This is a genomic window from Nostoc sp. C117 (assembly GCF_043099735.1).
GTDB lineage: Bacteria > Cyanobacteriota > Cyanobacteriia > Cyanobacteriales > Nostocaceae > Nostoc.
On record NZ_CP170991.1, the window covers coordinates 5349105 to 5373979 of the forward strand.

Genomic DNA, 24875 nt, shown 5'->3' on the forward strand with positions numbered 1-24875 from the left:
AAGATATTTCCAATGTCTGAAGAGCGGGAACAAGAATTTCGTCCAGTTAATCAAGTTCTGGGAAGTCAACCTTCATTAGGACCAATTCCGGCCGATCAAATTCTTCCTTGGACGGTAATTGCTTTATCCTCCTACCTGATTATCAATGGCATTTTTGGTGGTCTTTTCCAAGAAGAGTTTCAAAAATGGTTATGGATAGTACTAATGACTGGTTGGGGAATCGGAACTTGGTGGATATTAACTGGTGGTAGAAGTTGGAGCTTTTTAAGCAAGTTTATTGGCGTTCCCGCTTGGACAAGAGGCTTTGCTCGTTATCAAAGCTTATTAGAAGTTAACCATGAAGCAAAAAATCGGAAAACAAAGCGTCGGCGTCGCCGGAAATGAAACTAGATTAACACCATTTGAAGATGCCTTACATCTGGCGACAATGTTGCGCGTCTCCATGAATGGACGTGATATTGGCGCTTATCTGTTGACAAAAGGCATCCAAAAGGATCGCTTCTGCTTTGTTTTTGGTTTTGACTGTAAGGGAATTCATACCACTTTAAGAGCGGAACAAATCGATACGCTTTTTAATAATATTGAAGCCGGATTAAAAGACATTCCTAGCGGTGAAAGAATGACACTGCATTTAGGATCTTTTAGTACAGACAAAGAACGGCAAAAAGAATTAGCATCACTCATTAGAAATGCGCCATCACGAGATATTAAATATTTGTTGATGGCAGAAAGAGCCAGAATTAAAGAGCTTACTAGTACTGGGATTCGGAAGCCCAAATTTTTGCGGATTTATGTTACCTACACAGTGGAAGGAAATTCCAAAAATGCTGATGATTGGATCGAAAAACTTCTAGTTAGAGCAGAATCATGGTGGTTGAAATTTAAAGGGGAACTCTCAGAAGCAGAAAACCAACGCCTGGAAACTGTCATGACCAATGCTTACAAACAGGGTTTTTCGCGCTGGGAGCAAATTTTATCTAACAAAATGGGTTTAGATGTCAAAGCTTTGAGTGCTGATGAACTCTGGGAGGACATTTGGAAAAGGTTTAATGATACGCAGCCAATAGAGATTCCTCAGCTAATCACTTTAGATGAAAATGGATTGCACGAAGAAGTTAATTCTGACTTAGCTAGTAGTAAATTGTTGATAGAGAATATCCACGGTACAACTTTGTTGATGGAATCTAATGTACCTTGTGCCGATCGCCGTTGGGTTAATGTGAACAATCGTTATATTGGCGCACTATCATTTCTGGAAAAACCCGGAGGTTGGCCAAATAAATCTGCTCAACTGCGCTACCTGTGGGAATTGTTAGCTAGAGAAGCAGTAGTAGATACAGAGATTTTTTGTGAATTGACTGCCGCCAATCCAGCAGTAGTCAAAACTACTCTCCAACGAGTGCTGAAGCAGTCAAACATGACGACAATTTTGGCTCAAGAAAAAAGTAAAACTATTGATGTCAATGCTCAATTAAAGTTAAAGAAATCGGTAGCAGCACAAGAACAATTATATGAAGGTGCAGTGCCGATTTATACGAGTGTTGTCATTTTGGTACATCGTCCAACTGTCGAGAAATTAGATGAAGCCACAAGATATATTGAAAACTGTTTTCAACGTCCAGCCAGGGTAATTAGGGAAACAGAGTATGCCTGGAAAATTTGGCTACAAACTCTACCAATAGTTTGGGAAGGCTTGTTAGCAACACCTTTTAATCGTCGCCAACTATATTTAACCAGTGAAGTTCCTGGATTAATGCCTTTAGTTTTAACTAAACGGGGTGATAGACAAGGCTTTGAATTGATTGCCGAAGAAGGCGGAACACCAGTACATTTAGACTTGTTTAACCAACACAAAAATTTAGCTTTGTTTGCGACAACTCGTGCTGGTAAATCGGTATTGGTATCAGGAATTTTAACTCAGGCTTTGGCGCATGGTATTCCGGTAGTGGCACTAGATTTCCCTAAACCCGATGGGACATCTACGTTTACCGACTATACCCAGTTTATGGAGGGGAATGGGGCGTATTTTGATATTTCCAAACAATCGAATAACTTATTTGAACAGCCTGATTTACGATCGCTAGATCCAGAACAACAACGCGATCGCTTAGTTGATTATACCTCTTTCCTAGAATCAGCTTTAATGACAATGGTTTTAGGATCGTCTACCGAAAGTCAAATTTTATCGCAAACAGTGCGATCGCTCCTCAACCTAGCTTTAGAAGTCTTCTTTGCTGATGAAGGTATACAAGAGCGATATCGACAGGCGATGGCGGGGGGATTTGGTTCTCTGGCTTGGCAAAAAACCCCAACCTTAAGAGATTTTCTGGTTTTCTGTTCCCCGGAACATTTGGAGTTGAAATCACTCAGTGGCAGAGTCGAAGACGGCCTCAGTCAAATTCAGTTGCGCTTGCGATTCTGGCTTTCTAGCCGCGTTGGACAAGCCATTTCTGCACCATCCAGCTTTCCCACTGATGCCCAACTTTTGGTTTTTGCTCTCAGAAACCTCTCCGATAGTGAAGATGCAGCCGTACTATCCTTAAGTGCCTATTCAGCCGCACTACGACGCGCCTTAAGTAGTCCAGCTTCTATATTCTTCATTGACGAAGCCCCAATTTTATTTGAATTTGAGCAAATTTCTGACTTAGTTGGTCGAATTTGTGCCAATGGCGCCAAAGCCGGTATCAGAGTCATCTTATCAGCACAAGATCCTGATACCATCGCCAGATCTAAAGCTGCATCTAAAATTTTGCAAAACTTAACAACACGATTAATTGGACGCATTCAACCAGTTGCAGTGGATAGTTTTGCAGACATCTTAAAATATCCCCGCAAAATTATTGCTCGTAATGCCTCAGAAAGCTTTTTTCCCCGCAAAGAAGGCATTTATAGCCAATGGCTACTAGATGATAACGGTGTTTATACATTCTGTCGTTATTATCCAGGTTACGAACAATTGGCAGCAGTTGCTAATAACCCTTACGAACAAACTGCACGTAGCCAAATGATGCAACTTCACAGCGATAAATATGAAGCAATTTCTGCATTTGCGCGTCAGTTAGTGGCTACACTACGTAGTAGTTAATTGGGGAGGGTATCCGTGAACAGTTAATACTGATTTAAAAGCTTAATCAGGGACTAGCAAATAAAAAAAAATCTAAAAACTGATTGTGGGGTAGGCGTCTTACCCATCGGTAAACAAAGGTGGACAAGAATCCACCCCACAAAAGTCCCTACATAAAACTTAAGCAAACGTTGCGTGCAACTTTCTCTCAAAGCTAACAGCATTGGGGAGCAAAAATTAAAGCCTCTCTCTACTTGTCTAACAGCAGACTAACATCAAGAAAGAAAACAATGAAGCGGGGTTTCAAAAATAAATCACACATAGCGTTCAGCACACTAAATTCCTGACTCATTACACAAATTAATCTACTTTTTTGAGGTAGAAAAATATGCAAAAAACTGCCATTTTGACTTTGAGTTTGGTACTTATGGGAATCCTACCTGTAGCAGCACAATTAGGTCAGGTTTGGACTGATTTTCAATCATATTCCACAGATTTGCAAGATTACTTTCAATATAATAATTTGAGCGACAACTTAAAACCTATAGAATCACAGAGTCGAGATGCTATCAATAACGCAAATGGAGTATTGAATATACCTAACCCCGTTGCTGCGGGTAAAAATGTTCGTGATAACTTGATTAACTTCTCTTATAATTTTGACTCTAGAGCAAACCGCTTTGAGAATAATGCAGCAGTGCAGGGAAATTTACTTAGTAATGAACTCAATCGTGTAATTACCCGTGGAGCAGTGGTAGGCATTCTGGGTAAAAATGGACAAATTCGTTTAAAAGAGAAGTTACAAAATACTGAAGAATCTTTAAAAAATATTGCTACTGATGACAGTAAAATTCAAACAAAGATAAATTCTCTTGTTAGTAATGCCGCTCTTGTAACTAGTGGTATTGCCGGATTAGCAGAAGTGCTAGGTCTGACTCAATCACAAAGTACTCAAATTCAACAGGAGCAAGCAAAAATTGTCGCCGAAACATTTGCTCAGACAGTACAAACTAATGAGTTTTTGCAATATTCTAACTTAAATTTAGCAAATATTTCTCAACAGGCAGAAGAGGCAAATCGCGCTCGCAGAGTAGAAACATCTACCGAGGCAGCACGACTTTTGCGAGCTACTTCTCAAATCGATTTATTTGGTAGAAAATTTGACAAGTAGACTTTTACGATTCAAACTTTGGTGTTGCTGATTAACAGGATGAATTTAGTTGCATGCAATTTTGCTTCACTATCTCTAAGAGTAGACGCCAATGTAAAATTTGGAAATACTTCAGCAAAACCAAAAATTCTCATATTGTTGTGATCCAATACACGGTAATTTGGTAAGGGTGTATTAGCGATAGCATCAATCACCCTGCGAAAAAAAGAGTATAAATCTAAAAAACAACCTATAAATTTAAAATGCAACTTGCTATTCAACTAATTTTTGCCGAAGTAGGCATTGATAATATTCTTAATAATGGTGCAGAAACTTCCCAAAGTATTGCCGAAGGTTGGGACAAGGAATGGCTAGATTTATTACAAAATAATACTAGTAATAACTTGTATGGAGCGCTGACAAATGTTGGCATTTTCTTTGCAGTCGGAACCCTGTTGTTTTTTGTGGTACAATTCCTCAAAGACTTATTATCCTACGAATATACTCGTCCAATATCGGCTTTAATTTGGCCTTTTGTAGTGGTGACACTCTTAAATAATTCAGGGAATGGAAGTATACTTTCTAATCTGACCCTGGGATTAAGAAATTTTATCGGTACTGCAAATCAGCAAGTATTGTTAACAGCAGATGCCGATAAAATGTACCAGCAAGCACTGAACATGAGTGTTGCGGAAGAAGTAGCAGGTTCCTTCTTACGTCCTTGTCAGTCACTTACTGGCGAACAACAAAATCAATGTTTTGCTAAAGCTACCGAAAAAGTCAATATTCTCTGGCAACAATACAGAAATTTATACGGAAATAAAAACTGGATAGTTAGACTACAAACTAAGGTGGATAATATTAGATATGGCACTGGTATTGTATCAGAAACCTCATTTAATTCTTTGTTAGGTTCTACAGTCCAAACGAGCATCAAAAACTTTTTAGTTTCCTTACAATATGCCTTTCAAAATTTGATAGAAGCAACAATGTTACTGATAGCAGCTTTAGGTCCCATCGCTTTAGGTGGATCTTTATTGCCTGTAGTTGGTAAACCCATTTTTGCATGGCTCACCGGGTTTTTATCTATTGGAATTGCCAAGATATCATTTAATATTATTGCCGTTCTGACTGCCGCAGTGATTGTCAATGGCCCAGGTCAAAATCCTAATGTCGATCCAGATTTAATGTGGTTCATGATTTTTCTAGGAGTTTTAGCACCAATTTTATCGTTAGTTGTAGCTGCTGCTGGAGGGTTTGCAGTTTTCAGTGCTATCAGCAATACGGCTTCTTTAGTCAGGGATAGAATATAAAAAATTTAAAATTAATGATTGAGGATTGGCGAATATAGTGAGTGTTGAATATATGCAAATTATGACACATAATAAATGAAGTTTTTTAGATAAAAAGGTGAGTGAATGGTACGTTTAATAGAGAAAAGACAAAGAACAGCAAGTGTTTTAACAATTTTCGCGATCGCTACCTTCGGCTTGCATATATTAGTGTTACTTTTATTTTTATTCCAAGGGATAACTATTCGCCAACTGAGTCTCAGAAAACCTCCCAACTTTGTGCAATTAATAGATGGTAAACAAGTAGCTGAAATTGATGATTTAAAAAGAGAACCAGAAGCAATTCGCCAATTCATCAGCAAAACGATGATAGAAATGTTTAACTGGTCTGGAACTTTACCGCCACAAAAAATTGAAGAAGTTGCAAGTCCTAAATCTGACTTAGGAATATTGATTAGAACACCTCAAGGCGGTAGCCAAAAAATTACTACCAGCAGTTGGATAGCTAGTTTTGCCCTATCAGAAGATTTTCGCAAAGGTTTCTTAAGTACAATTGCCGAAATTACACCGCCAGAAGTTTTTGCAGAAAATCCCAGACAAGCTATGAGATCGCAGTTAGTAATTAAGCGGGTTTATCCACCAAAAGAAATTGCACCAGGTAAATGGCGAGTCGGTATGGTAGCAAACTTAATTCAACAAAATCGAGGGGATGGAAGAAAGGTTATAACTCCTTTTAACAAAGATTTTCTGGTGCGTGCAACAGATTATTTCGCTAATCCAGAAGTTGAGACTAGCACCGACCTGCAAAAAGCAATTTATAGTATCCGATCTGAGAAACTCGAAATTTATGAAATTCGTAACTTATGTTTAATAGATAACTACAACAACTTAAATGAAGCTCAATTAAAAGAATGCCAAACTCAACGAAAAACTGATAGCTTTGTCAAATAATCGCTTTTTAATTTACTAAACAATCTGACTGCTCAATTCTGACACTCATACTGAAATTACTATAAAAATAAAAAATTATTAATGCAAATATTTAAATCAGAAAACAAGAAAAGTAACGCCTTGCCACTCTTGGCAGTAGGAACATTTGGTTTACATCTATTTACCTTAGTTCTACTAATATTTCATGGGTCTATGTTACAACAGTTAGGCCGGCAACTGACACCTCAGAGTTTAGTACAACTTGTTGATGGTCGTGTGATTACAGCAGACCCTCAAGAGAATTTAGAGCGACAACCAGAAACCATTCGGCGCTTTGTAGGTGAAAGTATGAGCTTAATGCTTACTTGGTCACAGCAACAGCCACCCACAACAGTCTGGGAAATTAGCTCTCAACTAGTAGCTGATAATTTTAAGCAAAAACTGAAGTCACAACTAACTAACTTAAATCCAGATAGCCAATTTGAAAATGTTAATAGAGGAAGTGAAAATGTATTAGTCATCCAAAAAATTTCTCAGCCAACAAAAATAGGCGATGGCAAATGGAAAGTGGAGATGCTTGCTAACCAATTAATTTTTAGCAGTTATGATAAATTGGGAAAATCGGTTTCATTTAATAAACAAATTTTAGTTAGAGCAATAAATCAACCAGCAACTTCACTGCCAAATGCACCATTGCCATCGCACCTGGCAGTTTACCGCCTTGGTGAAGCCAGACTAGAAATTTATAATGTCTGTGAAATCCAAGATAAAAATTGTTCGGGAAATCCCAACTAAGCTTTACCATGACTCAATATTCAATTCCGACAGAAACTCCTCCACCAACTCTATTTCCTCTCACCCCCGACGATCGCCAACTAGAAGTAGAATCTTTAGATTGGGAATCACGGATGGCGAGGTTGGTTGGCTTTGAAGAAGAATCTTCTAGCCATCGCCAAGCATCAGAAGACTCGGCAATATTAGAACCGTCGTCTGAACCGGAAGAAGTTAAGACAGAACAACCCCTCTCATCTAACCCCTTTGCCAAGTTGGGTTTAGTCGGCGCTGTGACATTAGCAGTAGTTTTGGTGGCTGGTGTGTTTTTGTCACAATTGATGGGTAGCAGCAGTCAAAAGCCCAAGAATAATCTTGTTTCCCCACAAGTGCGATCGCAGCCAACTAATCAATCAACCTCTGAACAGCTAGAAGGGGAAATCGATACTCTCAAAACTAAATTAGCCTTGACTGAACAAACAGAGTTAGTCAAAGCCGCCCAAGAACAGCTGAGAATTCCAAAATCAACGACTACAGTAGCCTTGGTAGAACCATCAGTTTCTTCCAGAAGGAGACCACAAGTGATCCCAACACCTGCACCAACAGTTTACGTCCCTCAACCAGTTACAGTTGAGCGTATCGTCAGAGTACCTGCTACTCAACCTTTGCCAATACCCCAACTACCAGTTCTCAGGCCAAACACTCAACCGGTAGTTAACATCACTCCACCATCCCCACCAAGCCCCCTTGATGAGTGGGCAAGGTTGGCAAAGTTAGGTAGCTATGGTCAAGTCAATGTCACCGAACAACCTAATAACATCGCAGCTGTACCTCAACCTCCTGCAAACGAGATGCAGCCACCTCAAGCTACACCAAACCCCAATCCCGATCAAACCCAACAACAGGGAACTCCTGTAATCGGGCAAGCACAACCACAAGGACAGAAATCTGTAGCGGTAGGAACTAGTGCTAAAGCTGTGTTAGCGACAGCGATATTTGGAGAAACAACTAGAGGAGGCAATAACAATAACAACAACGAAGGAGAGGGAGATAAAAACGTATTTGTAATCCGATTGAAACAACCGCTCAAATCTACTGATGGTGCGATCGCTCTCCCTGCAAACACTGAATTCCTGACTGAAATTCGTTCTATTTCCGAACAAGGTCTTGTGCAGATGAACGTAGTCAAACTGATCTCCCAAAATCAGGGTAACCTTACAGAACGAAGCTTACCCAACAATACAATTATTGTTCGCGGTACCCAAGGTAAACCTTTAATCGCCAATAGATTTCCTAGCCAAAGTTCGTCTATAGCATCAATGGATTTAGGGCTATTCGTTTTGGGAGGTATTGGTAAAGCCGCAGAGCTAGCAAATCGTACTGATGGACAAGTTGTCACCATCAATGGTGGTAGCACAGTTGTTAGCAATAGCAACACCAAAGACAATCTTGCGGCTGGAGTCCTGGAAGGTGGTTTGAACTCTGTAGTACCTCAGATTGCCCAACGCAATCAACAGGCGATCGCCCAAATGTCGCAACAAACTAACGTTTGGTTTTTGCCAGCAGGTACAAATATTGAAATATATGTTAATCAAGCAACACAATTTTAGGAGTTAGGATTTATCCCTATTTGAGATTTGTGATTGAGTAACATAGGACTAATATTTGATTTTTACCAAGCTAAATATAACTCAAAGAGCCTTCTTTCAAATTGCCTATTTAAAAGTTCAATAGCTTAAATAGTTTTTGCCTTCTACCCCCGTTATATCTACCAATCTTCCCAATTGCAACCATGAAAAATAATAATAAGTTACCAGGAAATAATCCAGATAATTCTTATTTCCTACCTATAGCTTCCTTAATTTTCTCGGTTAGTATGTTCTTATTGGTAGGTCGTGCAATAGCTAATAATGCGGTTCTTCGTTCCATGTTTTCTTGCCAAGCACAGGGTTTAGGAGGAGTAATACCTACACTCAATGTTTCCTATCAACAAGGAACAAACTTAAGTTTTATTCCATCTGGAGAAGTAATTAAGAAAGTTTGGTTAAACGATCCATCGCAAGTAACCATCGATTTTGATGGGCCAGTATGTATGCAATTTGGTGCAAAACCCAACACTAATACTGGAGATTGTAAAAACTCAGCAGCGAATGTAATTCAACTTAGGCGAATTCCCAAACTCAACATTCCTGGACTTCCTACTACAAGCAATACACTTTTAACAGTTGTTACGGAAGGTCAAGGTCAAAACAAGTTGTATACTTTTCGAGTGATATATGAACAAAATAGTCCGGATTATCACACTTTAGCAATTTATCCCGATCCTCCTTCTGCTAAGCAACCATCTTGTGCCATAGATTCTCGGAATAAGCCATAGGGGTGACTCAGAGGTTTTTAGGTTACATCTTTACAAATATTCAGATCAAAACCAACCATAAATTCTAAATTCGTGCAAATATAAAGAAAAGCTTAAGAGGTTACAGACTCATGATCACTGCGAAAATGATGCAACAGCTCTGGGCTGTAATCGAGTCTACCCAGGTCAACACACTGCTTCAGTTTGACGATGCGGCTTTAGTACAATTGCTTCTCCAGCAGTTAAAAGCCAAGCAAGGACTTGACGCACAAGTAGATAGCACCCTCAATACTTATATAAAATCTAAACTGCCTCTAATACGCGATACGGCTGAAGGTAGATTATCATTAGGGCAAGGCGGCAATCATTGAGACGAGAAACCAAAATGATTGTTTACTGCCAAGAATACGCTCACAGTTCAAATAGTGCAACATAATGAATCACTGGCTAATAATTGCCCTGGTAGCTTATCTAATTGGAGCGGCGATTGAAGGGGTGAGTACAGCCAGTCAGCTATCTCATTCTGCGCCAGAACTAGTTAAAAATACACAAGCTCAACCCTTGGAGTCTGGCAATTCCCCTAGTTTTAGTTGGCGAATTATCGTTGCTATTGCCTCAGTAAGTATTTGTGGAGCTTTCTTTTGGCCTTGCCGTCTGATTCACCGTTTAATGAAAGGGAACGTTAATTCATAAACTCGAACAAGAAGAGGCAAATCGCCTTGTTTTGGCGTTTCACCTCCCTCAACCACATCTAAATTTGAATTACTGATTAAACCTGAGAACGGTCAGTTAAAATCTCATAACCAGTCTCAGTCACCAATACTGTATGCTCAAACTGAGCCGACAAAGCATTATCTACAGTCACAGCTGTCCAACGATCGGATAATGTCCGTGTATGTCTAGAACCTGCATTCACAATTGGCTCAATTGCTAGAGTCATCCCCGCACGCAGTTTAACATTTGGCAGTTCACGGGTACGAAAGTTGAATACAGAAGGTTCTTCATGCAAGTTACGACCGACACCATGTCCGGTAAACTCTTCAACTATACTAAAGCCGTTAGCTTTCACATGGTCTTCAATTGGCCCAGCCAAGTCCAGTAGGTATACACCAGCCTTAACTTGTTCAATGCCCTTATATAAAGCTTCTTCTGCTATACGAATTAGTTTTGCGGCTAGTGGAGTCACTTCACCCACAGCAATTGTAATGCAAGAATCACCATGAAAGCCTTGATAATAAGCGCCTGTATCTACTTTTAATACATCCCCCACGCGAATTACTTTCTTAGGACTAGGAATACCATGTACTACTTCATTGTTAATGCTGGAGCAAATAGAACCTGGAAAACCATGATATCCTTTAAAACTCGGTGTTGCGCCCATTTCGCGGATGCGTTTTTCTGCATAAGCATCTAAATCAGCCGTGGTCATTCCTGGCTTTACTAACTCGGAAATTTCTTTGAGTACAGTTGCCACAATTTTCGCTGATTGTCGCATGATTTCAATTTCACGCGGCGATTTAATTTCAATTCCTCGGCGTTGTTTTTTCGCAGGTGTAGGCTGAGTTGCTTGAGAAAGTAAGTTACTGAAAATGTTCATGGGAAATTAATAATTACTGGCGCTTTGCAGCTTAAGTGTGAATGCTTTTCTAAATTAGGACTTATGGAAAACTAAAAGCTTTAGGTAGAAGCAATTGATGAATAATTGTCTCTATCTGCAAACAATGGTTTTGGCTATTGTTTGGGTAAGCACTGTTGGTTAATTGAGAAATAATATCTATATTTAAATTAGCTTATTTTCACCCACATAATCTGTTATGGCGATCGCCCTTATCTGAAAACAAAGAGCCTATACATTAGCTAATTAATTTGTCAATCTGTTTTGGGGTCAATTGTTGTACATTAGGCAAAACGATCGCGGCTCCAGCTGCTAGCAGTGTTTCAGCGTAAGCATCACCCCGCGCGGCTGTTTCCTGTACATGGGGCGGTAAAACCCCTACACCAATCCAAGTACGACTAGAATCTAGATTTCGTGCCTTCTCGATAGTATACATATCTGCTACTGTATCTCCCACATAGACGATCGCTAATTTTTCCTCAATTCCATTTTCTAATTGACGGACTGTGGTAAAAAGTCCAGTGGGATCTGGTTTACCTGGTGCATCTTCCATTGCAATCAACACTGGAGATTGCAAGCCCAGGCGTTTTTCTAAGACATAGTTAGCCGAAACACGAGTAGCCCCGCTAAAAAATCCCCAAGGAATCCCTGCTTGGCTAAGTTCCTCTAAATAGCTAGGTTGTAATAATAACGGTTCTTGACAAATATACCCCGTCAAATTGTTGGGATCTGTCCCTCGGTAACGCGATTGAAAAAAAGCAACGATCGCATTGTAATCTAGTTGCAGTTGCTCGCGGGTCTGTTCTTGGGTTTCAAAGTAGCGATAAATTAATTCCTGGGATGCTTCCCAATCGTTATTCCACACACCTTCCGATTTTAGTTGGTCAATATCTACGGGTGTTGGACGATATCCAGTATTTGTAAAGTATTCTACAGTATCTGCGATCGCTCGGCGATAGGAACCACTAACATCGCGGACAACGCCATCAATATCGAAAACAACGATCGCTTTTCTAGAAGTTTGTTGAGTCATGCGGTATCAAGAAAAATAATTTTACCCCATCATAAGGGGTGCGCTCTTCACTCAGGTAAAAAATCAGATTCGAGAACTTGCTCTAGTGTAAAGGGAGATTGTTCCGGGAAGATAGCTAGAGCCAATTCAGTTTCATCGGCAGCTAAGAGTTTAGCATCCTCATAACACTGCCCGAAAACCTCATCTAAATAGGGCTTAAGGCTAGGACTTTCTTCCAAGGCTTGTCTGATGCGTTTACGATGCTCCCGAATTGTTGCTCGCCAACTACCAGAGCGTTTCTCGGCTTGATATTTATACTTTAATAGATGCATCAGCACCACTTCCAAATTGCTTCTGAGTGCTTTCTTTTCACTCCTACCCATTGTTTGAATTTCTTCAATCAGGTTGTCTAAATCCAGTTGTGTAAAATTCTTTTGCTTGAGCAGTTCTGCCGTGGTTTGAATCCACAGGTAAAAGTCTTGCTCATATAAATCTGAATCAGATGTGATTGGAGATTGGGGTAGTTGAGCAGTCATGTCACTTCGCTTTGAAATCAAAATGAACAGCAAAATCTTTTACGGAACTTAGGCACTGAAAACCTAAAACCTAGTCCCATAAATTGCGAGAACGCTAAGAGCTAATTTTTTAACGAGGTTGGGAGATTGATTCAGCGTCAGTCCTATTTTAGATCGGGTGCGATCGCCATTTTGTTCAAAAACCAGAGTCAACACCCTAGCTCTAGCCTCAAGGGAGATTATTCCAGAAAGATAACTGCTACTACTCAATGCCCCATCCCCCATTAGTATTTGGTCATTTGATAGAGTATTGCGTTAAAATAAGCGATCGCTATCCTAGTTAAGTAATGCCCGGAAATTCCCGGAGGTGTGATTGACCAAGTTTATTTTGAAAATTCTGTGGTTAGACGAAAACGTTGCTCTAGCAGTCGATCAAATTGTCGGTAAAGGCACCAGCCCTTTAACCAAGTACTTTTTCTGGCCTAGACATGATGCCTGGGAAGAGTTAAAAAAGGAACTAGAGTCCAAACATTGGATTACTGACCTCGATCGCGTCGAGTTGCTTAACAAAGCAACAGAAGTGATTAACTACTGGCAAGAAGAAGGCAGAAACCGCCCAATGGCTGAAGCCCAGTTGAAATTTCCGGAAGTTGCCTTCACTGGTAGCGCTTGATACTACAAAATTAGCTCCCCTGCTGTTCTACAAGCTGCCAGAGTTTGATAGTTTTATCCCTGCTGCCACTTGCTATTAGTTGTGCAACAGGGTTAACAGCAATGGCAGAGATTGAGTCTGTATGACCAGATAGAGTAATAATCTCTTCTGCTGTATTTACTCTCCAGAGTTTAACTGTCTTGTCCCAACTTCCACTAATCAGGGTTTCGCCATCGGCAGTGAAAGCTAAAGCGACTACAGACCAGGAATGGCCTAGAAGTGTACTAATTAGCTGACCAGTGTTCACTTCCCACAATTTAATAGTGTTATCGTCACTACCCGTCGCTAAAATTTTTCCATCAGGACTAAAAGCGACTGTTAGAACTGCCCATGCATGACCTGAAAGGGTGCCTAACAAGGTATAGCATGGGCAGTTTTTAAATTCTCTCTCGGAATTGTTCTGCCACAGGCGAATTGTTCTGTCATAACTAGCGCTGGCGAGAATCTCTCCTTGGGGACTAAATGCTACTGAATTTACCTTTAATTGATGTCCAGTTAAGGTACAAATTTCAGCACCAGTATTTACATTCCAAAGTTTTATTGTTTTATCCCAGCTACCACTAGCAAGAATCTGCCCATTTGCACTGAAAGCAACTGATTTCACAGCGTGAGAGTGTCCCAATAGAGTGCAGATTTCTTTTAATGTGCTGATATGCCACAATTTAATAGTTTTATCATCGCTAGCAGTCGCCAAAATTTTCCCATCAGGACTGAAAGCAACTGATTTTACAGCTTGGCGATGTCCCGATAAACTAGCTATAAGTTTTTTCTTATTTAAATCCCACAATTTGATATTTTTGTCATCATTAGTACTCGCTAAAATTTTACCTTGAGGGTAGAAGGCAAGAGCGTTCACGCTACTCAATACAGCAGCATGTCCAGTCAAAGTATATGAACAGTGCCACAGATGATTTTGTAATTCCAAACTTTCATTTTTACATTGTATACCCATTGCTTGCATGACTTCATTAGCTGATTTAAAGCGCTGGCTAATCGTATTTTGTAATAACTTTTCGAGTATTTTTTTCAAGTGAAAAGACTTTGTATCTTGTCGCCAAATATCGTTTTTATTAGTCAGATAATCTTGCCAAACCCAGCAATTATTAGCAATATCAAATAAATCAAATGGAGAAATTTGGGTAAGTAGATAAATGCAAGTTACGCCAAGACTATAAAGATCGCTAGCAAAAATAGCTTGTCCTTTGGTTTGCTCTGGTGCAGCATATTCTGGACTACCAATAGTCTTTTCGTCTGTTAGCCAATCAATTTGTGTGACGATTTTTGCGCTGCTAAAATCGACTATGACTAAATTTCCTATACCTTCAGAGTTAGGGGGTGTTCTACGAATGATATTTTGGGGTTTAATATCGCGGTGGATAATGTTGCGATCGCTAATAAACTGAAAAACTGGCAACAAATCCGCTAAAATCTGCCAAATCTGAGTTTCATTAAAAGCACCCTCCTCTTCAACCACCTGAGCTAAATTTGTACCCGCAATAAACTCCTGCACTAAATAAAAGCGCTGTTTTTGGTGGAAATAAGTCAATAAAGTCGGAATTTGGCGATGTTTTCCTAATTCTTTTAACTGCTGTGCTTTTTCCTCAAAACAGTTTGATATTTCGTGTTCTGGCGAGAATTCCTGAACGACGCAAGCAACCGGAGGAAACTCACCTTCATCTACAGCCGCAAAGGTTTTGCAGAATTCCCCTTTACCAATCCGTTTAATTAAACGATAACGTCCTTGTAAAAGCAAAATTTTCCTGATAGTTACAGCGTGGGCAATTTTACCGACCCCACAAAAACATCGCCAAGGGTTAAATTGACACAGAACAGTAATACTCTGTCATAGTCCTGTATCTAAGGTTGTTGTACACTTCTTAAAGATAACTAAAAAATATATTTAAGTAAGTTTGTCAATACTCTTTATTATAAAAATTATTAATATTACCCTGCGTAACTCAATATCTTACATTATGATTTGTTAGATCCTCTGTATCTATAATCTTGCTATTCTAGAGATCCATCTGTTCAAATCAATGTTCTAGGTATTGACAAATAATTTTCACAATACTTAACATTCAGCGAACATGTGTAATTTAGATTAACTCTTGCCGGAAGTTCTCTCAGAATGAGTAGAATGACAAATACAAGGACGCAACTATTTTATGGATTAGTTACCCTAGAACTGTAGACTATGTTTTCAGTTCTAAGTTATTTCAGTATTTTGCCTCAAAGGCATACCAATCAAAACCACCCCAAATCCTTCATTAAGAGCTCCTACAAATCATAATGTCTGTGATTGAGAAAAAAAGAACTCGCGATCTGCCCCAAATTAACGAGCGAATTCGCTTCCCGAAAATTCGGGTCATTGACACTGATGGCGCCCAATTGGGAATTATGACCCCACAAGAAGCAATACAACTAGCAGAAGAAAAAGAACTAGATTTGGTGCTACTCAGTGACAAAGCTGACCCGCCAGTTTGTCGGATTATGGACTACGGGAAATACAAGTTTGAGCAAGAGAAAAAGGCGCGGGAAGCCCGGAAGAAGCAGCACACGGCTGATGTCAAGGAAGTTAAGATGCGCTACAAGATAGAAGAACACGACTATAACGTGCGTGTTAAGCAAGCAGAGCGCTTTTTGAAAGATGGTGATAAAGTCAAAGCTACTGTGATGTTTCGGGGTCGAGAAATTCAACACAGCGATCTCGCAGAAGATTTGCTCAAACGAATGGCAACAGATCTTGAGCCATTTGGTGAACTTCAGCAAGCGCCTAAAAAAGAAGGGCGAAATATGATGATGCTGATATCGCCCAAAAAATAATCTTCTCAACTGAATCAATAAACGAAGTTTGAAAATCCCTTGACTAGAAGTCAGGGGATTTTTTGATTTTTCCTTTGGATATGTTCCTACCTCTGAAGTGATTTAAATTTATCTCAAATCGATAGTCCTGAGGGGAGAGTGGGAAACATAATACTCAGTTGCTCAGAACTTTTGTCATGTCCAGGGGATGAGGGGGCTGAGGAGGCAGGGGGACAAACAAAACTCCTAACTCTTAACTCCTAACTCAACACTCCTAATGCCCAATGCCCAATACGTGGTGATACTACCAGAAACTAAAACTGCATGGAACTGAAAAATCACTGGTTGGCTGCAAATAGAGTTGCTTTACCACGACTTCTACACTGGGTAAATCTCCGACCAGAGGAGAGCAAACGAACTTGGATGATGTTCGTATTTTACACAACTGTATCTGTAGGATTGCGGTGGGCAGAGGACAGTACAGTGGCACTGTTTTTAGATCAATATGGGACTAATCTACTACCTTGGATGTATGTTGCTAGTGCTGTGATGAGTACAGGACTGGTTTTTTTATATTCTTGGCTGCAAAAGATTTTTCCTTTACGCCAGGTGATTGTGGCGATCGCACCTTGTATGGTAACGCCATTAATTTTATTAGTTTTATTACGTTGGGGAGTCCATGTTTCATACCTAGCAGTTATTTCAGTTTTTCTGCTGCGGCTGTGGGTAGATGCACTTTATGTAGTCAATGACCTCAATACCTCCATTGTTGCCAACCAACTATTTAATATTCGAGAGATTAAGCGCACTTACCCACTGGTTAGTAGTGGTCTACTAGTAGCAGATGTCATCAGTGGTTTTAGTTTGCCTTGGTTGGTGCAGTACGCCAGACTGAATAAAGTGATTCTTATTGCCTGTGTGGTGATTTTATTGGGATCGGCGGTTTTATTCTATTTAACTCATCAGTATCGAGCAGCTTTTCCGGAAACTCCACAAAGAGTAATTTCTGAAGAACAAGTTTCACGACAGCGTTTTCTCAAAAGTCCTTTGAAGCGTTATGTTTGGCAGTTGTTTGCCTTTGTGGGTTTGTTGCAGGTTATTGGATTATTAGTAGATTTTCAATATCTGCGCGAACTCAAATTAAATTTGAGTGACCGAGAACTAGCTAGTTTCTTGGGTCTATTTGGTGGCATGTTGGGATTGTGTGAGTTATTGCTACAGTGGTTTATTTCCAGCCGACTCATTGAACGGATGGGAGTATTTTTCACCGCTACGCTTTTACCAATCACCATAGGCTTTTTACTACCAGGGGTGCTGGTATTGCTGCATTTAATTCCAGCCATACAATCACAAAGTTTTTTCTGGGGTCTGATAGTTGTCAAATTTTGTGATGAACTTTTGCGCTACACGTTTGTCATGAGTAGTGGTCCCATCCTGTATCAACCAATTCCAGAGGCAATTCGCAGCCGGATGCAGACTTTATCGGGCGGAACCGCCGAAGCGATCGCTACAGGATTGACAGGCTTAGTAATTTTTGGCACTTTATTATTCTCTGGGCAATTTGTCCCTGAGGCACTGCAAAAATGGGTCTTAGTAGCAGAAACAATGCTGATAACTGGCACCTGTTTGAGGGTAGTTTGGGAATTGCGATCGCGCTATGTTGACTTGTTAGTGTTAAGTGTGGCACGGGGTCAACTGAGTGCCACAACTGTTGGTCTAAAATTCTTTAAGCAGGGTGTAGTCAAAGCTTTAGCTGAAAAAGGCAACGACGCAGATAAACGCTCTTGCATTGAACTTTTAGCCCAAATTGATTCCCAAGGAGCAGCGGAAGTTTTAGCACCTTTATTAGTCAAGTTAACCCCAAGTTTGCAATGCCAAAGTTTGGAAGTGATGCTGATGGAAGGTGCAAATCCGGTTTATCTACCCGCCATCCGTCCTTTATTAGAACAACCCCAAGAAACCAACCCCGAAGTTTTTGCCCTAGCGCTACGCTACATTTGGCTAGCTGAACCCAATCCCAATTTAAGCCTCCTCGAAGAATACCTGCACTCTCGACATAACTCACTCATCCGCGCCACCGCCGCGGCTTTAGTTTTACGCCAGGGAACGCCCATACAAAAGGTAGCAGCCACTAAAACCATGCGCCGAATGCTGACTCATAAGCAAGAACGAGAACGAGTGAATGGAGTTAGAGCGCTCAGAGAAGCAGTTTATTTGCAAGCGTTGCGAATTCACATCCCGAATTTGTTGCAAGACGAGTCGTTGCGGGTGCGCTGTGCAGTTTTAGAAATGATTGCAGCCACTCATTTAGAGGACTACTATTCAGCACTAATCGCCGCACTTTACTATAAATCAACCCGCAGTACAGCAATGTTAGCCCTCGTGCGACTGGAAAACGAAGCCCTAGAGATGTTGTTGCAGTTGGCTAAGAATATTTACAAACCAGAAGTAGTGCGGATGTACGCTTGGCGTACCATTGCTCAAGTTGGTACCCAAGAGGCAATTGAGACTTTATGGGAAAATTTAGAAACATCTTGGGGTACTACCAGGGATCATATACTCCACAGCTTACTCAAGATACACAAACAACCAGGAATTAAAGGTTTAGGAGATCGATTTTATGAAAGTCGTGTAGAAAATTTAATTCGGCAGGAATTAAAATTTTTAGGGGAGATTTACGCTGCCTATATAGACTTTCAAACACCAGATAAACAAGAAAATTATCAATCAAGTGAGAGGATTTTGATTGTCTCGGAGTTACTACAACGCGCCCTGCGAGAATTAGAATTCGATGTCAAAGAACGATTACTAATGCTACTGAGGCTGCTTTATTCGCCAGAAAAGATGCAAGCAGCAGCGTTTAATTTACGATCGCTCTCAGTGGTGAACTTAGCGCGGGGGTTAGAAATCTTAGAACATACCATTACTTTGTCTTCAAAGTCTTTATTGCTGAATATTTTAGATAATCGAACAGAGCCAGAAAAATTGCAACATCTTGTGGAAGCAAAGATCGTGGAATACGAAAATATGTTAGTTAGCGATCGCCTCCACAGATTGCTATTATTGGGTAATTTGCTTTCTGACTGGTGTCTAGCTTGCTGTTTTCACTTTGCTCAAGTTTCTCGCATCCGGTTAACAAGCTCAGAAATTTTAGCGAGTTTGCGTCATCCAACAGGCTTCGTTCGAGAAGCGGCGATCGCCTACCTAAATATGGTTTCCCAACGCGTCCTCTTCCAAATCCTACCGCAACTGCAAAACGATCCACACCCTTTGGTAGCTGCTCAAGTTAAGGAGTTGCTTGAAAAATACCAATTCAAAAATTACAATTCCCAAAGACTTGATAACAGAAAAATGTAAGAATTCAGTAATCAGAATAATATTCATTGAGCATAGGGCATTAGGAACATCCATGTACGTACTCATTGGTGGAGCTGGCTTAGTCGGGCTAAGTTTAGCGCATAAACTGGTAGAACTGGGACATACTGTTGCCGTTATTGATATCGATCCTACCGCTTGTCGCTATGCCCGCGAACAAGTGGGAGCGATGGCTTTTGAAGGAAGCGCTGTGAGTACAGAAGTATTGTTAGAAGCTGGGATTCGCAAAGCTGGCTCCTTAGCTGCTGTATTACGCAGTGATGCCTTAAACTTGGCGATGGTGACTCTTGCTAAACATTATGGTGTTCCTCATATTTTAAGTCGGATGCGCCACCCCGATTTTGCTGAACCTCTGCGTCTGGTTGGAGCTAATCATATTATCAGTACTGTTGAACTATCAGTTTCAACAATGGTAAATGCTATTGAGTATCCGCAAGTGAAATCGATGATGCATTTTGAACAGGGACAGATTGAGGTACTAAAACTTTCTATCCCAAATAATTGCTATGTTGTTGGTCGTAGTGTTGCCCAAATTGCTCAGGATTCTCGATTTCCAACTGGTTCGTTAATTATTGGCTATCAACCTCATCCCCATGAAGATTTGATGATTCCAAATGGCAGTACAGTATTGCAACCTGATTCAACGGTACTGATTGTGACTAAACCAGGATGTTTACACCAAGTTATTGATTTTATTGAAGGCTGTAATACTAATTCGTAATTCGTAGGAGCGTATTCCTACTTAAAAATCAAATCTAAACGCTGCTGGGTTTCTTGGAGTGCTTTTGTGGGTGAATATTTACCCAACAGCACAGATTCAATTGCTCGTCCTAAACTGTCAGAAATCCGATTGTATCCAGGAAAAATTGGACGCGATCGCCCATATTTTACTTGATCTAAAAATACTTTTACTTGAGGAATTTTATTCATAAATTCCTGATATTTTGCACTTTCACGAGACTTAAAATTTACTGGTAAATAACCAGTTGAGAGGGCTAATTCTGTCTGAAATTCTTCACTCAAAGCATACTCGACAAACTTAAAGGCTGCTTTTTGGCGCTCTGGTGTAGTTTTGAAAAAGAAGAGATTCTCACCACCGATAACAGTAGCAGGTTTTTGTCCAACAGGAATGGGAAAAACATCAAAATCGATACCAGTCGCTTGAAATTCTGCAAGATTCCAAGGCCCATTTAATTGCATTGCAACTTTACCAGCCAGAAAATCATCTGTTTCATAACCCCGTTCTGGACTAGATAAAATAGTAGAACCATCGGTAATTAAATTGCGCCAAAATTGCAAAGCAGCGATCGCCCCTTGATTATCTTTCAAATCCACTTCTGCCGCATTCTGGGAATCCCCACTCACTAACTCGCCGCCGCTACTCCACATAAACGGTAGCCAAGTAAAGACTGTAAATTCTCCTTTCCCTAAAGGTAGAAACATGCCATATCGATCTGTCCGTCCATCGCCATTGGTATCACTAGTTAATTTCTTGGCGACTTGCTCAAACTCTTCCCAAGTGCGGGGCAATTCTGTAATTCCCGCCGCCTTAAATAAACTTGGGCGGTAAAAAATACCAATATTATTCGTAGCAAATGGCACAGACCAAATCCTACCGTTGTATTTCATTGATGTATACAAAGCGGGGTCAATTTCAGCTTTTATTGGAGATTTTTCTAACATTTCATCCAAAGGTAAAAGCGCCCCAAGTTCTACCAATTGACCTGCGATCGTCGGATTGTACCACAACAGATCGGGAGGCGCATTTCCGACAACGGCTGCCAAAATCTTGGGCGTTTGCTGATCCTGTTGCCCGATATAGAGCGACTCTACCTGAATATCTGGGTGAGATTGATTGAATTTGTCTACCAGCTTTTGCAGTACATCCCGATTTGGCGGCGGATTTACCCCTTGCCATAGGGTTACATGAATTACACGATCTTCTTTAACACCAGGTAGGATAACTTGACATCCAACTAAGGCAATTATGCTTACTGATAATATAAACAGTAGGTTTTTAAAGTAGTATGACAGTTTTTTTCTTTTTCGCTTGCTATGGCGTTTGTCATTTGTCATTGTCATTTCTCATTGGGCAAAACAGTTCTGTTAGCGGTAGCGGGGCGTTTAGCCCGTGCTGAGTTAAGAGTTCCGAGTAAAGAACTGAAATTTCCCACTCAGCACTCCTAAAGGGCATTGGGCAAAACAGTTCCGTTAGCGGTAGCGGGGCGTTTAGCCCGTTCCGAGTTCTCAATAAAGAGTAAGGAGTTTTGTTATCTCCTTGTCCCCTTGTCCCCTTGTCTCCCTCATCTTCCTTTTACCAAATTCACCTTTGCATCTGGGCGAAGGCTAGGTATATCCTAATCTTTGAATAGAGTTTTGATAATTTCAGATTATGGCAGGACATAGTAAATGGGCAAATATTAAGCGCCAGAAGGCGGTAGTAGATGCAAAAAAGGGAAAAACTTTCACTCAGTTGTCCCGCGCGATTATCGTTGCGGCTAGAAGTGGTGTGCCAGATCCAGCGCTGAATTTTCAACTTCGCACGGCAATCGATAAGGCAAAAGCAGCAAGTATCCCCAATGATAATATTGAACGAGCGATCGCTAAAGGTGCAGGGACTTTTGGCGGCGAGAACAGCAGTTTTGAAGCTATTCGCTACGAAGGTTATGGCCCTGGTGGTGTAGCGATTTTGATTGAAGCCTTGACAGATAATCGCAATCGCACAGCCGCTGATTTGCGTGTAGCTTTTAGTAAAAACGGCGGTAATCTGGGTGAAACAGGTTGTGTTAGCTGGATGTTTGAGCAAAAAGGCGTTTGTGTGTTGCTGGGTGTGGTTGACGAGGAACGCCTGTTAGAAGCATCCCTTGAAGGTGGTGCCCAGTCTTATGAAATGACTGAAGATGAGATGATTGAAGTATTGACCGACATTGGAAATTTAGAAACCCTCAGCCAAACACTTAAGGCTAAAGGCTTTAAAGTGACTGACGCCGAATTGCGGTGGATTCCCAGTAATAGCGTAGAAGTTACTGATTCCGAACAGGCGCGATCGCTTTTCAAGTTAATTGACACTCTCGAAGGCTTAGATGATGTTCAAAATGTCACAGCTAACTTTGAAGTTACAGAGGAATTGATGACTATCAGTATTTCTTAATCAATATCTGTCAAAAGAGACATGAAAGATTCACATCAATTTCAACCTTTCGACATACACCTATTGGATAGTTGAACTGTTGATTAAGTAATGAGGAATTTCAAGTGAATAACTTCGCTAAAGCTTTAGTTTTGGCTTTAATGTTTGCTGCACCCGTAGCTATTTCTGTACCTGCTGTTCAAGCTGCAACTACTCATAAGGCTCATGTAAAATCTGGTAAAATTCATCACACAAAACATACTAGACACCACAAACGTCATCTAAAAAATCAACTTCAAAAACCTCAAAAATAGTTAATATTTAATTGCAAAAGTTTTTACTAGCTCTGTAATCAAATTTAGTGCTAGCTTTAGTTCAAAAATAATTGCATTATTTAACTCAGCTGCAATTGCAAACTTTAGATCCCCGACTTCTCTAAGAATTCGGGGATATTCTTGTTAAGAAAAAGATTTTTACATACCACAATCCTAAGTTTTTAAATACAGGAGTTTCTAACTAAGTGAAGTATAAAATTTATGACTTAATATGATCTATAAAAACTTTTTATCCCTACCTCCCAATACGGTTCGGTTAAAGGGGAAAGGTTAAAGGGACTCATGTTTTGAATATATCCTTTCCCCTTTACCCCTTACCCTTTCCCCAGACCACACTCGATTGTGAAAAATGCTTATCCGAACCGTATTGCCCCACCTCCTGCCTCCAAACCCGTAACTTTGTACTCCATGCAAAAGAAAACTGTTATATAACCCTCTTCACTTGCTCAAAGGGACGCGATCGCGTAAGAATAAGAGTTAAGATGCTGTAATTTATCTTCACAATGGCGCTAGCAGAACTTAATCAAACTCTTTACTCTCCCCAAACACCATCAGACAATCGGGGATATGAATATGATTTGGTAATTGTTGGCGGTGGAATTATTGGCTTAACTCTAGCCTCCGCCTTAAAAGATTCTGGTTTGAGTGTACTGCTGATTGAGGCAAAAGTGGCATCAGCGGCGGTAGCGAAGGGTCAAGCCTATGCAATTCATATGCTTTCGTCGCTAATTTACCAAGGAATTGGAGTTTGGGACAAAATGTTGCCTCAAATCGCCAAATATTGTCGGGTTCGTCTTTCTGATGCCGATTATCCGGGTGTAGTGGAATTTGCCACAGATGATATAGGGACACCAGAGTTGGGTTATGTGGCGGAACACCAAGCATTGTTGCAGCCGTTGCAAGAGTTTGTGCAAAATTGTCCAAATGTGACTTATCTCTGTCCGGCTGAGGTGGTAGATACGCAATACCAACAGGACACTGTAGCGATAAATATTAAAATCGGCGATCGCCTACAAACAGTCAAGAGTAAATTACTCGTAGCTGCAGATGGGGCGCGATCGCCAATTCGTCAAGCTGCGGGGATCAAAACCTCTGGCTGGAAATATTGGCAATCTTGCATCGTCGCATTCGTGAAACCCGAAAAACCCCACAACAATACTGCTTACGAAAGATTTTGGTCTAGCGGTCCCTTTGCGATTTTACCTTTACCGGGGAATCGTTGCCGCATTGTCTGGACAGCACCTCACGAAGAAGCAAAAGCTTTATGTGCCTTAGATGATGAGCAATTTTTGGCAGAATTAACCCGTCGGTATGGCAATCATATGGGTAAATTGGAATTACTTGGCGATCGCTTTATTTTTCAGGTACAACTTATGCAAAGCGATCGCTATGTTCTTCCGCGACTAGCATTAATTGGTGATGCAGCCCACAATTGTCATCCTGTTGGCGGACAAGGTTTAAATTTGGGTATTCGGGATGCAGCAGCTTTGGCGCAAACATTACAAGCAGCCCACAAGGCGGGTAAAGATATTGGGGATATTCAGATTCTCAAGGGTTATGAACGCTGGCGCAAGCTGGAAAACCTCACAATATTGGGTTTCACCGATTTGTTAGATCGGATGTTTTCTAATAATTTCTTACCTGTGGTGATAGTTCGTCGCCTAGGTTTATGGTTTTTGCAGCGAGTACCTTTCTTAAAGATATTTATGCTCAAGTTGATGATTGGCTTACAAGGGCGTACTCCAGAATTGGCAAAACGTTGACCAAAGAATAGACCTCTTGCAAAAGTCTATAAATGTATGTTTTTAGGAATTAT

Annotated in this window: 22 protein-coding genes; 17 read left to right on the forward strand and 5 right to left on the reverse strand. The window is 40.5% G+C overall.

The window, feature by feature from the left end:
* Nucleotides 1-12: 12 nt before the first annotated feature.
* The 10 genes from ACFG4S_RS22975 to ACFG4S_RS23020 all read left to right on the forward strand — a co-directional run bounded on the left by ACFG4S_RS22975 (nucleotide 13) and on the right by ACFG4S_RS23020 (nucleotide 10256).
* Nucleotides 13-384, forward strand: coding sequence for a hypothetical protein (locus ACFG4S_RS22975; protein ID WP_392531299.1), 372 nt, complete (start codon nucleotides 13-15; stop codon nucleotides 382-384).
* Nucleotides 338-3085, forward strand: coding sequence for a hypothetical protein (locus tag ACFG4S_RS22980; protein WP_392531300.1), 2748 nt, complete (start codon nucleotides 338-340; stop codon nucleotides 3083-3085). The genes ACFG4S_RS22975 and ACFG4S_RS22980 overlap by 47 nt, the downstream gene beginning before the upstream one ends.
* Nucleotides 3086-3452: 367 nt before the next feature.
* On the forward strand, nucleotides 3453-4235 hold the full coding sequence (locus ACFG4S_RS22985; RefSeq protein WP_392531301.1) for a hypothetical protein: 783 nt from the start codon (nucleotides 3453-3455) through the stop codon (nucleotides 4233-4235).
* 242 nt (nucleotides 4236-4477) lie between these two features.
* On the forward strand, nucleotides 4478-5527 hold the full coding sequence (locus tag ACFG4S_RS22990; RefSeq protein WP_392531302.1) for a hypothetical protein: 1050 nt from the start codon (nucleotides 4478-4480) through the stop codon (nucleotides 5525-5527).
* Nucleotides 5528-5632: 105 nt separating this feature from the next.
* Nucleotides 5633-6457: a hypothetical protein gene (locus ACFG4S_RS22995; protein WP_392531303.1), complete on the forward strand. Its 825-nt coding sequence runs from the start codon at nucleotides 5633-5635 to the stop codon at nucleotides 6455-6457.
* A gap of 81 nt (nucleotides 6458-6538) precedes the next feature.
* The gene (locus ACFG4S_RS23000) at nucleotides 6539-7231 is read left to right on the forward strand and encodes a hypothetical protein (protein WP_392531304.1); all 693 of its coding nucleotides are present in this window, start codon (nucleotides 6539-6541) and stop codon (nucleotides 7229-7231) included.
* Nucleotides 7232-7239: 8 nt separating this feature from the next.
* Nucleotides 7240-8817: a hypothetical protein gene (locus ACFG4S_RS23005; protein WP_392531305.1), complete on the forward strand. Its 1578-nt coding sequence runs from the start codon at nucleotides 7240-7242 to the stop codon at nucleotides 8815-8817.
* A 182-nt stretch (nucleotides 8818-8999) separates the two neighbouring features.
* Entirely contained in the window at nucleotides 9000-9584 is a 585-nt protein-coding gene (locus ACFG4S_RS23010) for a hypothetical protein (RefSeq protein WP_392531306.1), read from the forward strand.
* Nucleotides 9585-9694: 110 nt separating this feature from the next.
* A complete protein-coding gene (locus ACFG4S_RS23015) occupies nucleotides 9695-9934 on the forward strand; it encodes a hypothetical protein (protein ID WP_392531307.1) in 240 nt (79 codons plus the stop codon).
* A 64-nt stretch (nucleotides 9935-9998) separates the two neighbouring features.
* The gene (locus ACFG4S_RS23020) at nucleotides 9999-10256 is read left to right on the forward strand and encodes a hypothetical protein (RefSeq protein WP_392531308.1); all 258 of its coding nucleotides are present in this window, start codon (nucleotides 9999-10001) and stop codon (nucleotides 10254-10256) included.
* A gap of 76 nt (nucleotides 10257-10332) precedes the next feature.
* Here ACFG4S_RS23020 and map read toward each other — a convergent pair whose 3' ends face one another.
* The 3 genes from map to ACFG4S_RS23035 all read right to left on the reverse strand — a co-directional run bounded on the left by map (nucleotide 10333) and on the right by ACFG4S_RS23035 (nucleotide 12726).
* Complete coding sequence (map, locus tag ACFG4S_RS23025; RefSeq protein WP_392531309.1) at nucleotides 10333-11160, reverse strand: type I methionyl aminopeptidase; 828 nt, start codon at nucleotides 11158-11160, stop codon at nucleotides 10333-10335.
* Nucleotides 11161-11416: 256 nt separating this feature from the next.
* Nucleotides 11417-12211, reverse strand: a complete 795-nt coding sequence (locus tag ACFG4S_RS23030; RefSeq protein WP_392531310.1) for a TIGR01548 family HAD-type hydrolase — start codon at nucleotides 12209-12211, stop codon at nucleotides 11417-11419.
* 47 nt (nucleotides 12212-12258) lie between these two features.
* On the reverse strand, nucleotides 12259-12726 hold the full coding sequence (locus ACFG4S_RS23035; protein ID WP_392531311.1) for a DUF29 domain-containing protein: 468 nt from the start codon (nucleotides 12724-12726) through the stop codon (nucleotides 12259-12261).
* Between the two features lie 352 nt (nucleotides 12727-13078).
* Here ACFG4S_RS23035 and ACFG4S_RS23040 point away from each other — a divergent pair, with 352 nt between their 5' ends.
* Complete coding sequence (locus ACFG4S_RS23040; RefSeq protein ID WP_392531312.1) at nucleotides 13079-13378, forward strand: 30S ribosomal protein PSRP-3; 300 nt, start codon at nucleotides 13079-13081, stop codon at nucleotides 13376-13378.
* A 10-nt stretch (nucleotides 13379-13388) separates the two neighbouring features.
* On the opposite strand, the gene ACFG4S_RS23045 is transcribed toward ACFG4S_RS23040, so the two are convergent.
* A complete protein-coding gene (locus ACFG4S_RS23045; protein ID WP_392531313.1) occupies nucleotides 13389-15170 on the reverse strand; it encodes a protein kinase in 1782 nt (593 codons plus the stop codon).
* 536 nt (nucleotides 15171-15706) lie between these two features.
* Here ACFG4S_RS23045 and infC point away from each other — a divergent pair.
* The 3 genes from infC to ACFG4S_RS23060 all read left to right on the forward strand — a co-directional run bounded on the left by infC (nucleotide 15707) and on the right by ACFG4S_RS23060 (nucleotide 20315).
* Nucleotides 15707-16240, forward strand: coding sequence for a translation initiation factor IF-3 (infC, locus tag ACFG4S_RS23050; RefSeq protein WP_392531314.1), 534 nt, complete (start codon nucleotides 15707-15709; stop codon nucleotides 16238-16240).
* A gap of 303 nt (nucleotides 16241-16543) precedes the next feature.
* Nucleotides 16544-19576 carry an MFS transporter gene (locus ACFG4S_RS23055; RefSeq protein ID WP_392531315.1) on the forward strand — a complete coding sequence of 1011 codons (3033 nt, stop codon included), beginning with the start codon at nucleotides 16544-16546 and terminating at the stop codon, nucleotides 19574-19576.
* Nucleotides 19577-19628: 52 nt separating this feature from the next.
* Nucleotides 19629-20315: a potassium channel family protein gene (locus ACFG4S_RS23060; RefSeq protein WP_392531316.1), complete on the forward strand. Its 687-nt coding sequence runs from the start codon at nucleotides 19629-19631 to the stop codon at nucleotides 20313-20315.
* A gap of 17 nt (nucleotides 20316-20332) precedes the next feature.
* On the opposite strand, the gene ACFG4S_RS23065 is transcribed toward ACFG4S_RS23060, so the two are convergent.
* Nucleotides 20333-21670 (reverse strand): ABC transporter substrate-binding protein, encoded by a 1338-nt coding sequence (locus tag ACFG4S_RS23065; RefSeq protein ID WP_392531317.1) that lies wholly within the window; start codon nucleotides 21668-21670, stop codon nucleotides 20333-20335.
* A gap of 316 nt (nucleotides 21671-21986) precedes the next feature.
* On the opposite strand from ACFG4S_RS23065, the gene ACFG4S_RS23070 reads away from it, so the two are divergent.
* The 3 genes from ACFG4S_RS23070 (at nucleotide 21987) to ACFG4S_RS23080 (ending at nucleotide 24822) form a co-directional block, all read left to right on the forward strand.
* Nucleotides 21987-22745 carry a YebC/PmpR family DNA-binding transcriptional regulator gene (locus ACFG4S_RS23070; protein WP_392531318.1) on the forward strand — a complete coding sequence of 253 codons (759 nt, stop codon included), beginning with the start codon at nucleotides 21987-21989 and terminating at the stop codon, nucleotides 22743-22745.
* A gap of 104 nt (nucleotides 22746-22849) precedes the next feature.
* On the forward strand, nucleotides 22850-23038 hold the full coding sequence (locus ACFG4S_RS23075; RefSeq protein ID WP_392531319.1) for a hypothetical protein: 189 nt from the start codon (nucleotides 22850-22852) through the stop codon (nucleotides 23036-23038).
* A gap of 524 nt (nucleotides 23039-23562) precedes the next feature.
* Nucleotides 23563-24822, forward strand: coding sequence for an FAD-dependent hydroxylase (locus ACFG4S_RS23080; protein WP_392531320.1), 1260 nt, complete (start codon nucleotides 23563-23565; stop codon nucleotides 24820-24822).
* Nucleotides 24823-24875: the final 53 nt, after the last annotated feature.

Bases quoted from the DNA above. Each gene is read 5' to 3' on its own strand.
- ACFG4S_RS22975 (WP_392531299.1), top strand. From the start codon at position 13: ATGTCTGAAGAGCGGGAACAAGAATTTCGTCCAGTTAATCAAGTTCTG.
- ACFG4S_RS22980 (WP_392531300.1), top strand. From the start codon at position 338: ATGAAGCAAAAAATCGGAAAACAAAGCGTCGGCGTCGCCGGAAATGAA.
- ACFG4S_RS22985 (WP_392531301.1), top strand. From the start codon at position 3,453: ATGCAAAAAACTGCCATTTTGACTTTGAGTTTGGTACTTATGGGAATC.
- ACFG4S_RS22990 (WP_392531302.1), top strand. From the start codon at position 4,478: ATGCAACTTGCTATTCAACTAATTTTTGCCGAAGTAGGCATTGATAAT.
- ACFG4S_RS22995 (WP_392531303.1), top strand. From the start codon at position 5,633: ATGGTACGTTTAATAGAGAAAAGACAAAGAACAGCAAGTGTTTTAACA.
- ACFG4S_RS23000 (WP_392531304.1), top strand. From the start codon at position 6,539: ATGCAAATATTTAAATCAGAAAACAAGAAAAGTAACGCCTTGCCACTC.
- ACFG4S_RS23005 (WP_392531305.1), top strand. From the start codon at position 7,240: ATGACTCAATATTCAATTCCGACAGAAACTCCTCCACCAACTCTATTT.
- ACFG4S_RS23010 (WP_392531306.1), top strand. From the start codon at position 9,000: ATGAAAAATAATAATAAGTTACCAGGAAATAATCCAGATAATTCTTAT.
- ACFG4S_RS23015 (WP_392531307.1), top strand. From the start codon at position 9,695: ATGATCACTGCGAAAATGATGCAACAGCTCTGGGCTGTAATCGAGTCT.
- ACFG4S_RS23020 (WP_392531308.1), top strand. From the start codon at position 9,999: ATGAATCACTGGCTAATAATTGCCCTGGTAGCTTATCTAATTGGAGCG.
- map (WP_392531309.1), bottom strand. From the start codon at position 11,160: ATGAACATTTTCAGTAACTTACTTTCTCAAGCAACTCAGCCTACACCT.
- ACFG4S_RS23030 (WP_392531310.1), bottom strand. From the start codon at position 12,211: ATGACTCAACAAACTTCTAGAAAAGCGATCGTTGTTTTCGATATTGAT.
- ACFG4S_RS23035 (WP_392531311.1), bottom strand. From the start codon at position 12,726: ATGACTGCTCAACTACCCCAATCTCCAATCACATCTGATTCAGATTTA.
- infC (WP_392531314.1), top strand. From the start codon at position 15,707: ATGTCTGTGATTGAGAAAAAAAGAACTCGCGATCTGCCCCAAATTAAC.
- ACFG4S_RS23055 (WP_392531315.1), top strand. From the start codon at position 16,544: ATGGAACTGAAAAATCACTGGTTGGCTGCAAATAGAGTTGCTTTACCA.
- ACFG4S_RS23060 (WP_392531316.1), top strand. From the start codon at position 19,629: ATGTACGTACTCATTGGTGGAGCTGGCTTAGTCGGGCTAAGTTTAGCG.
- ACFG4S_RS23065 (WP_392531317.1), bottom strand. From the start codon at position 21,670: ATGACAAATGACAAACGCCATAGCAAGCGAAAAAGAAAAAAACTGTCA.
- ACFG4S_RS23070 (WP_392531318.1), top strand. From the start codon at position 21,987: ATGGCAGGACATAGTAAATGGGCAAATATTAAGCGCCAGAAGGCGGTA.
- ACFG4S_RS23080 (WP_392531320.1), top strand. From the start codon at position 23,563: ATGGCGCTAGCAGAACTTAATCAAACTCTTTACTCTCCCCAAACACCA.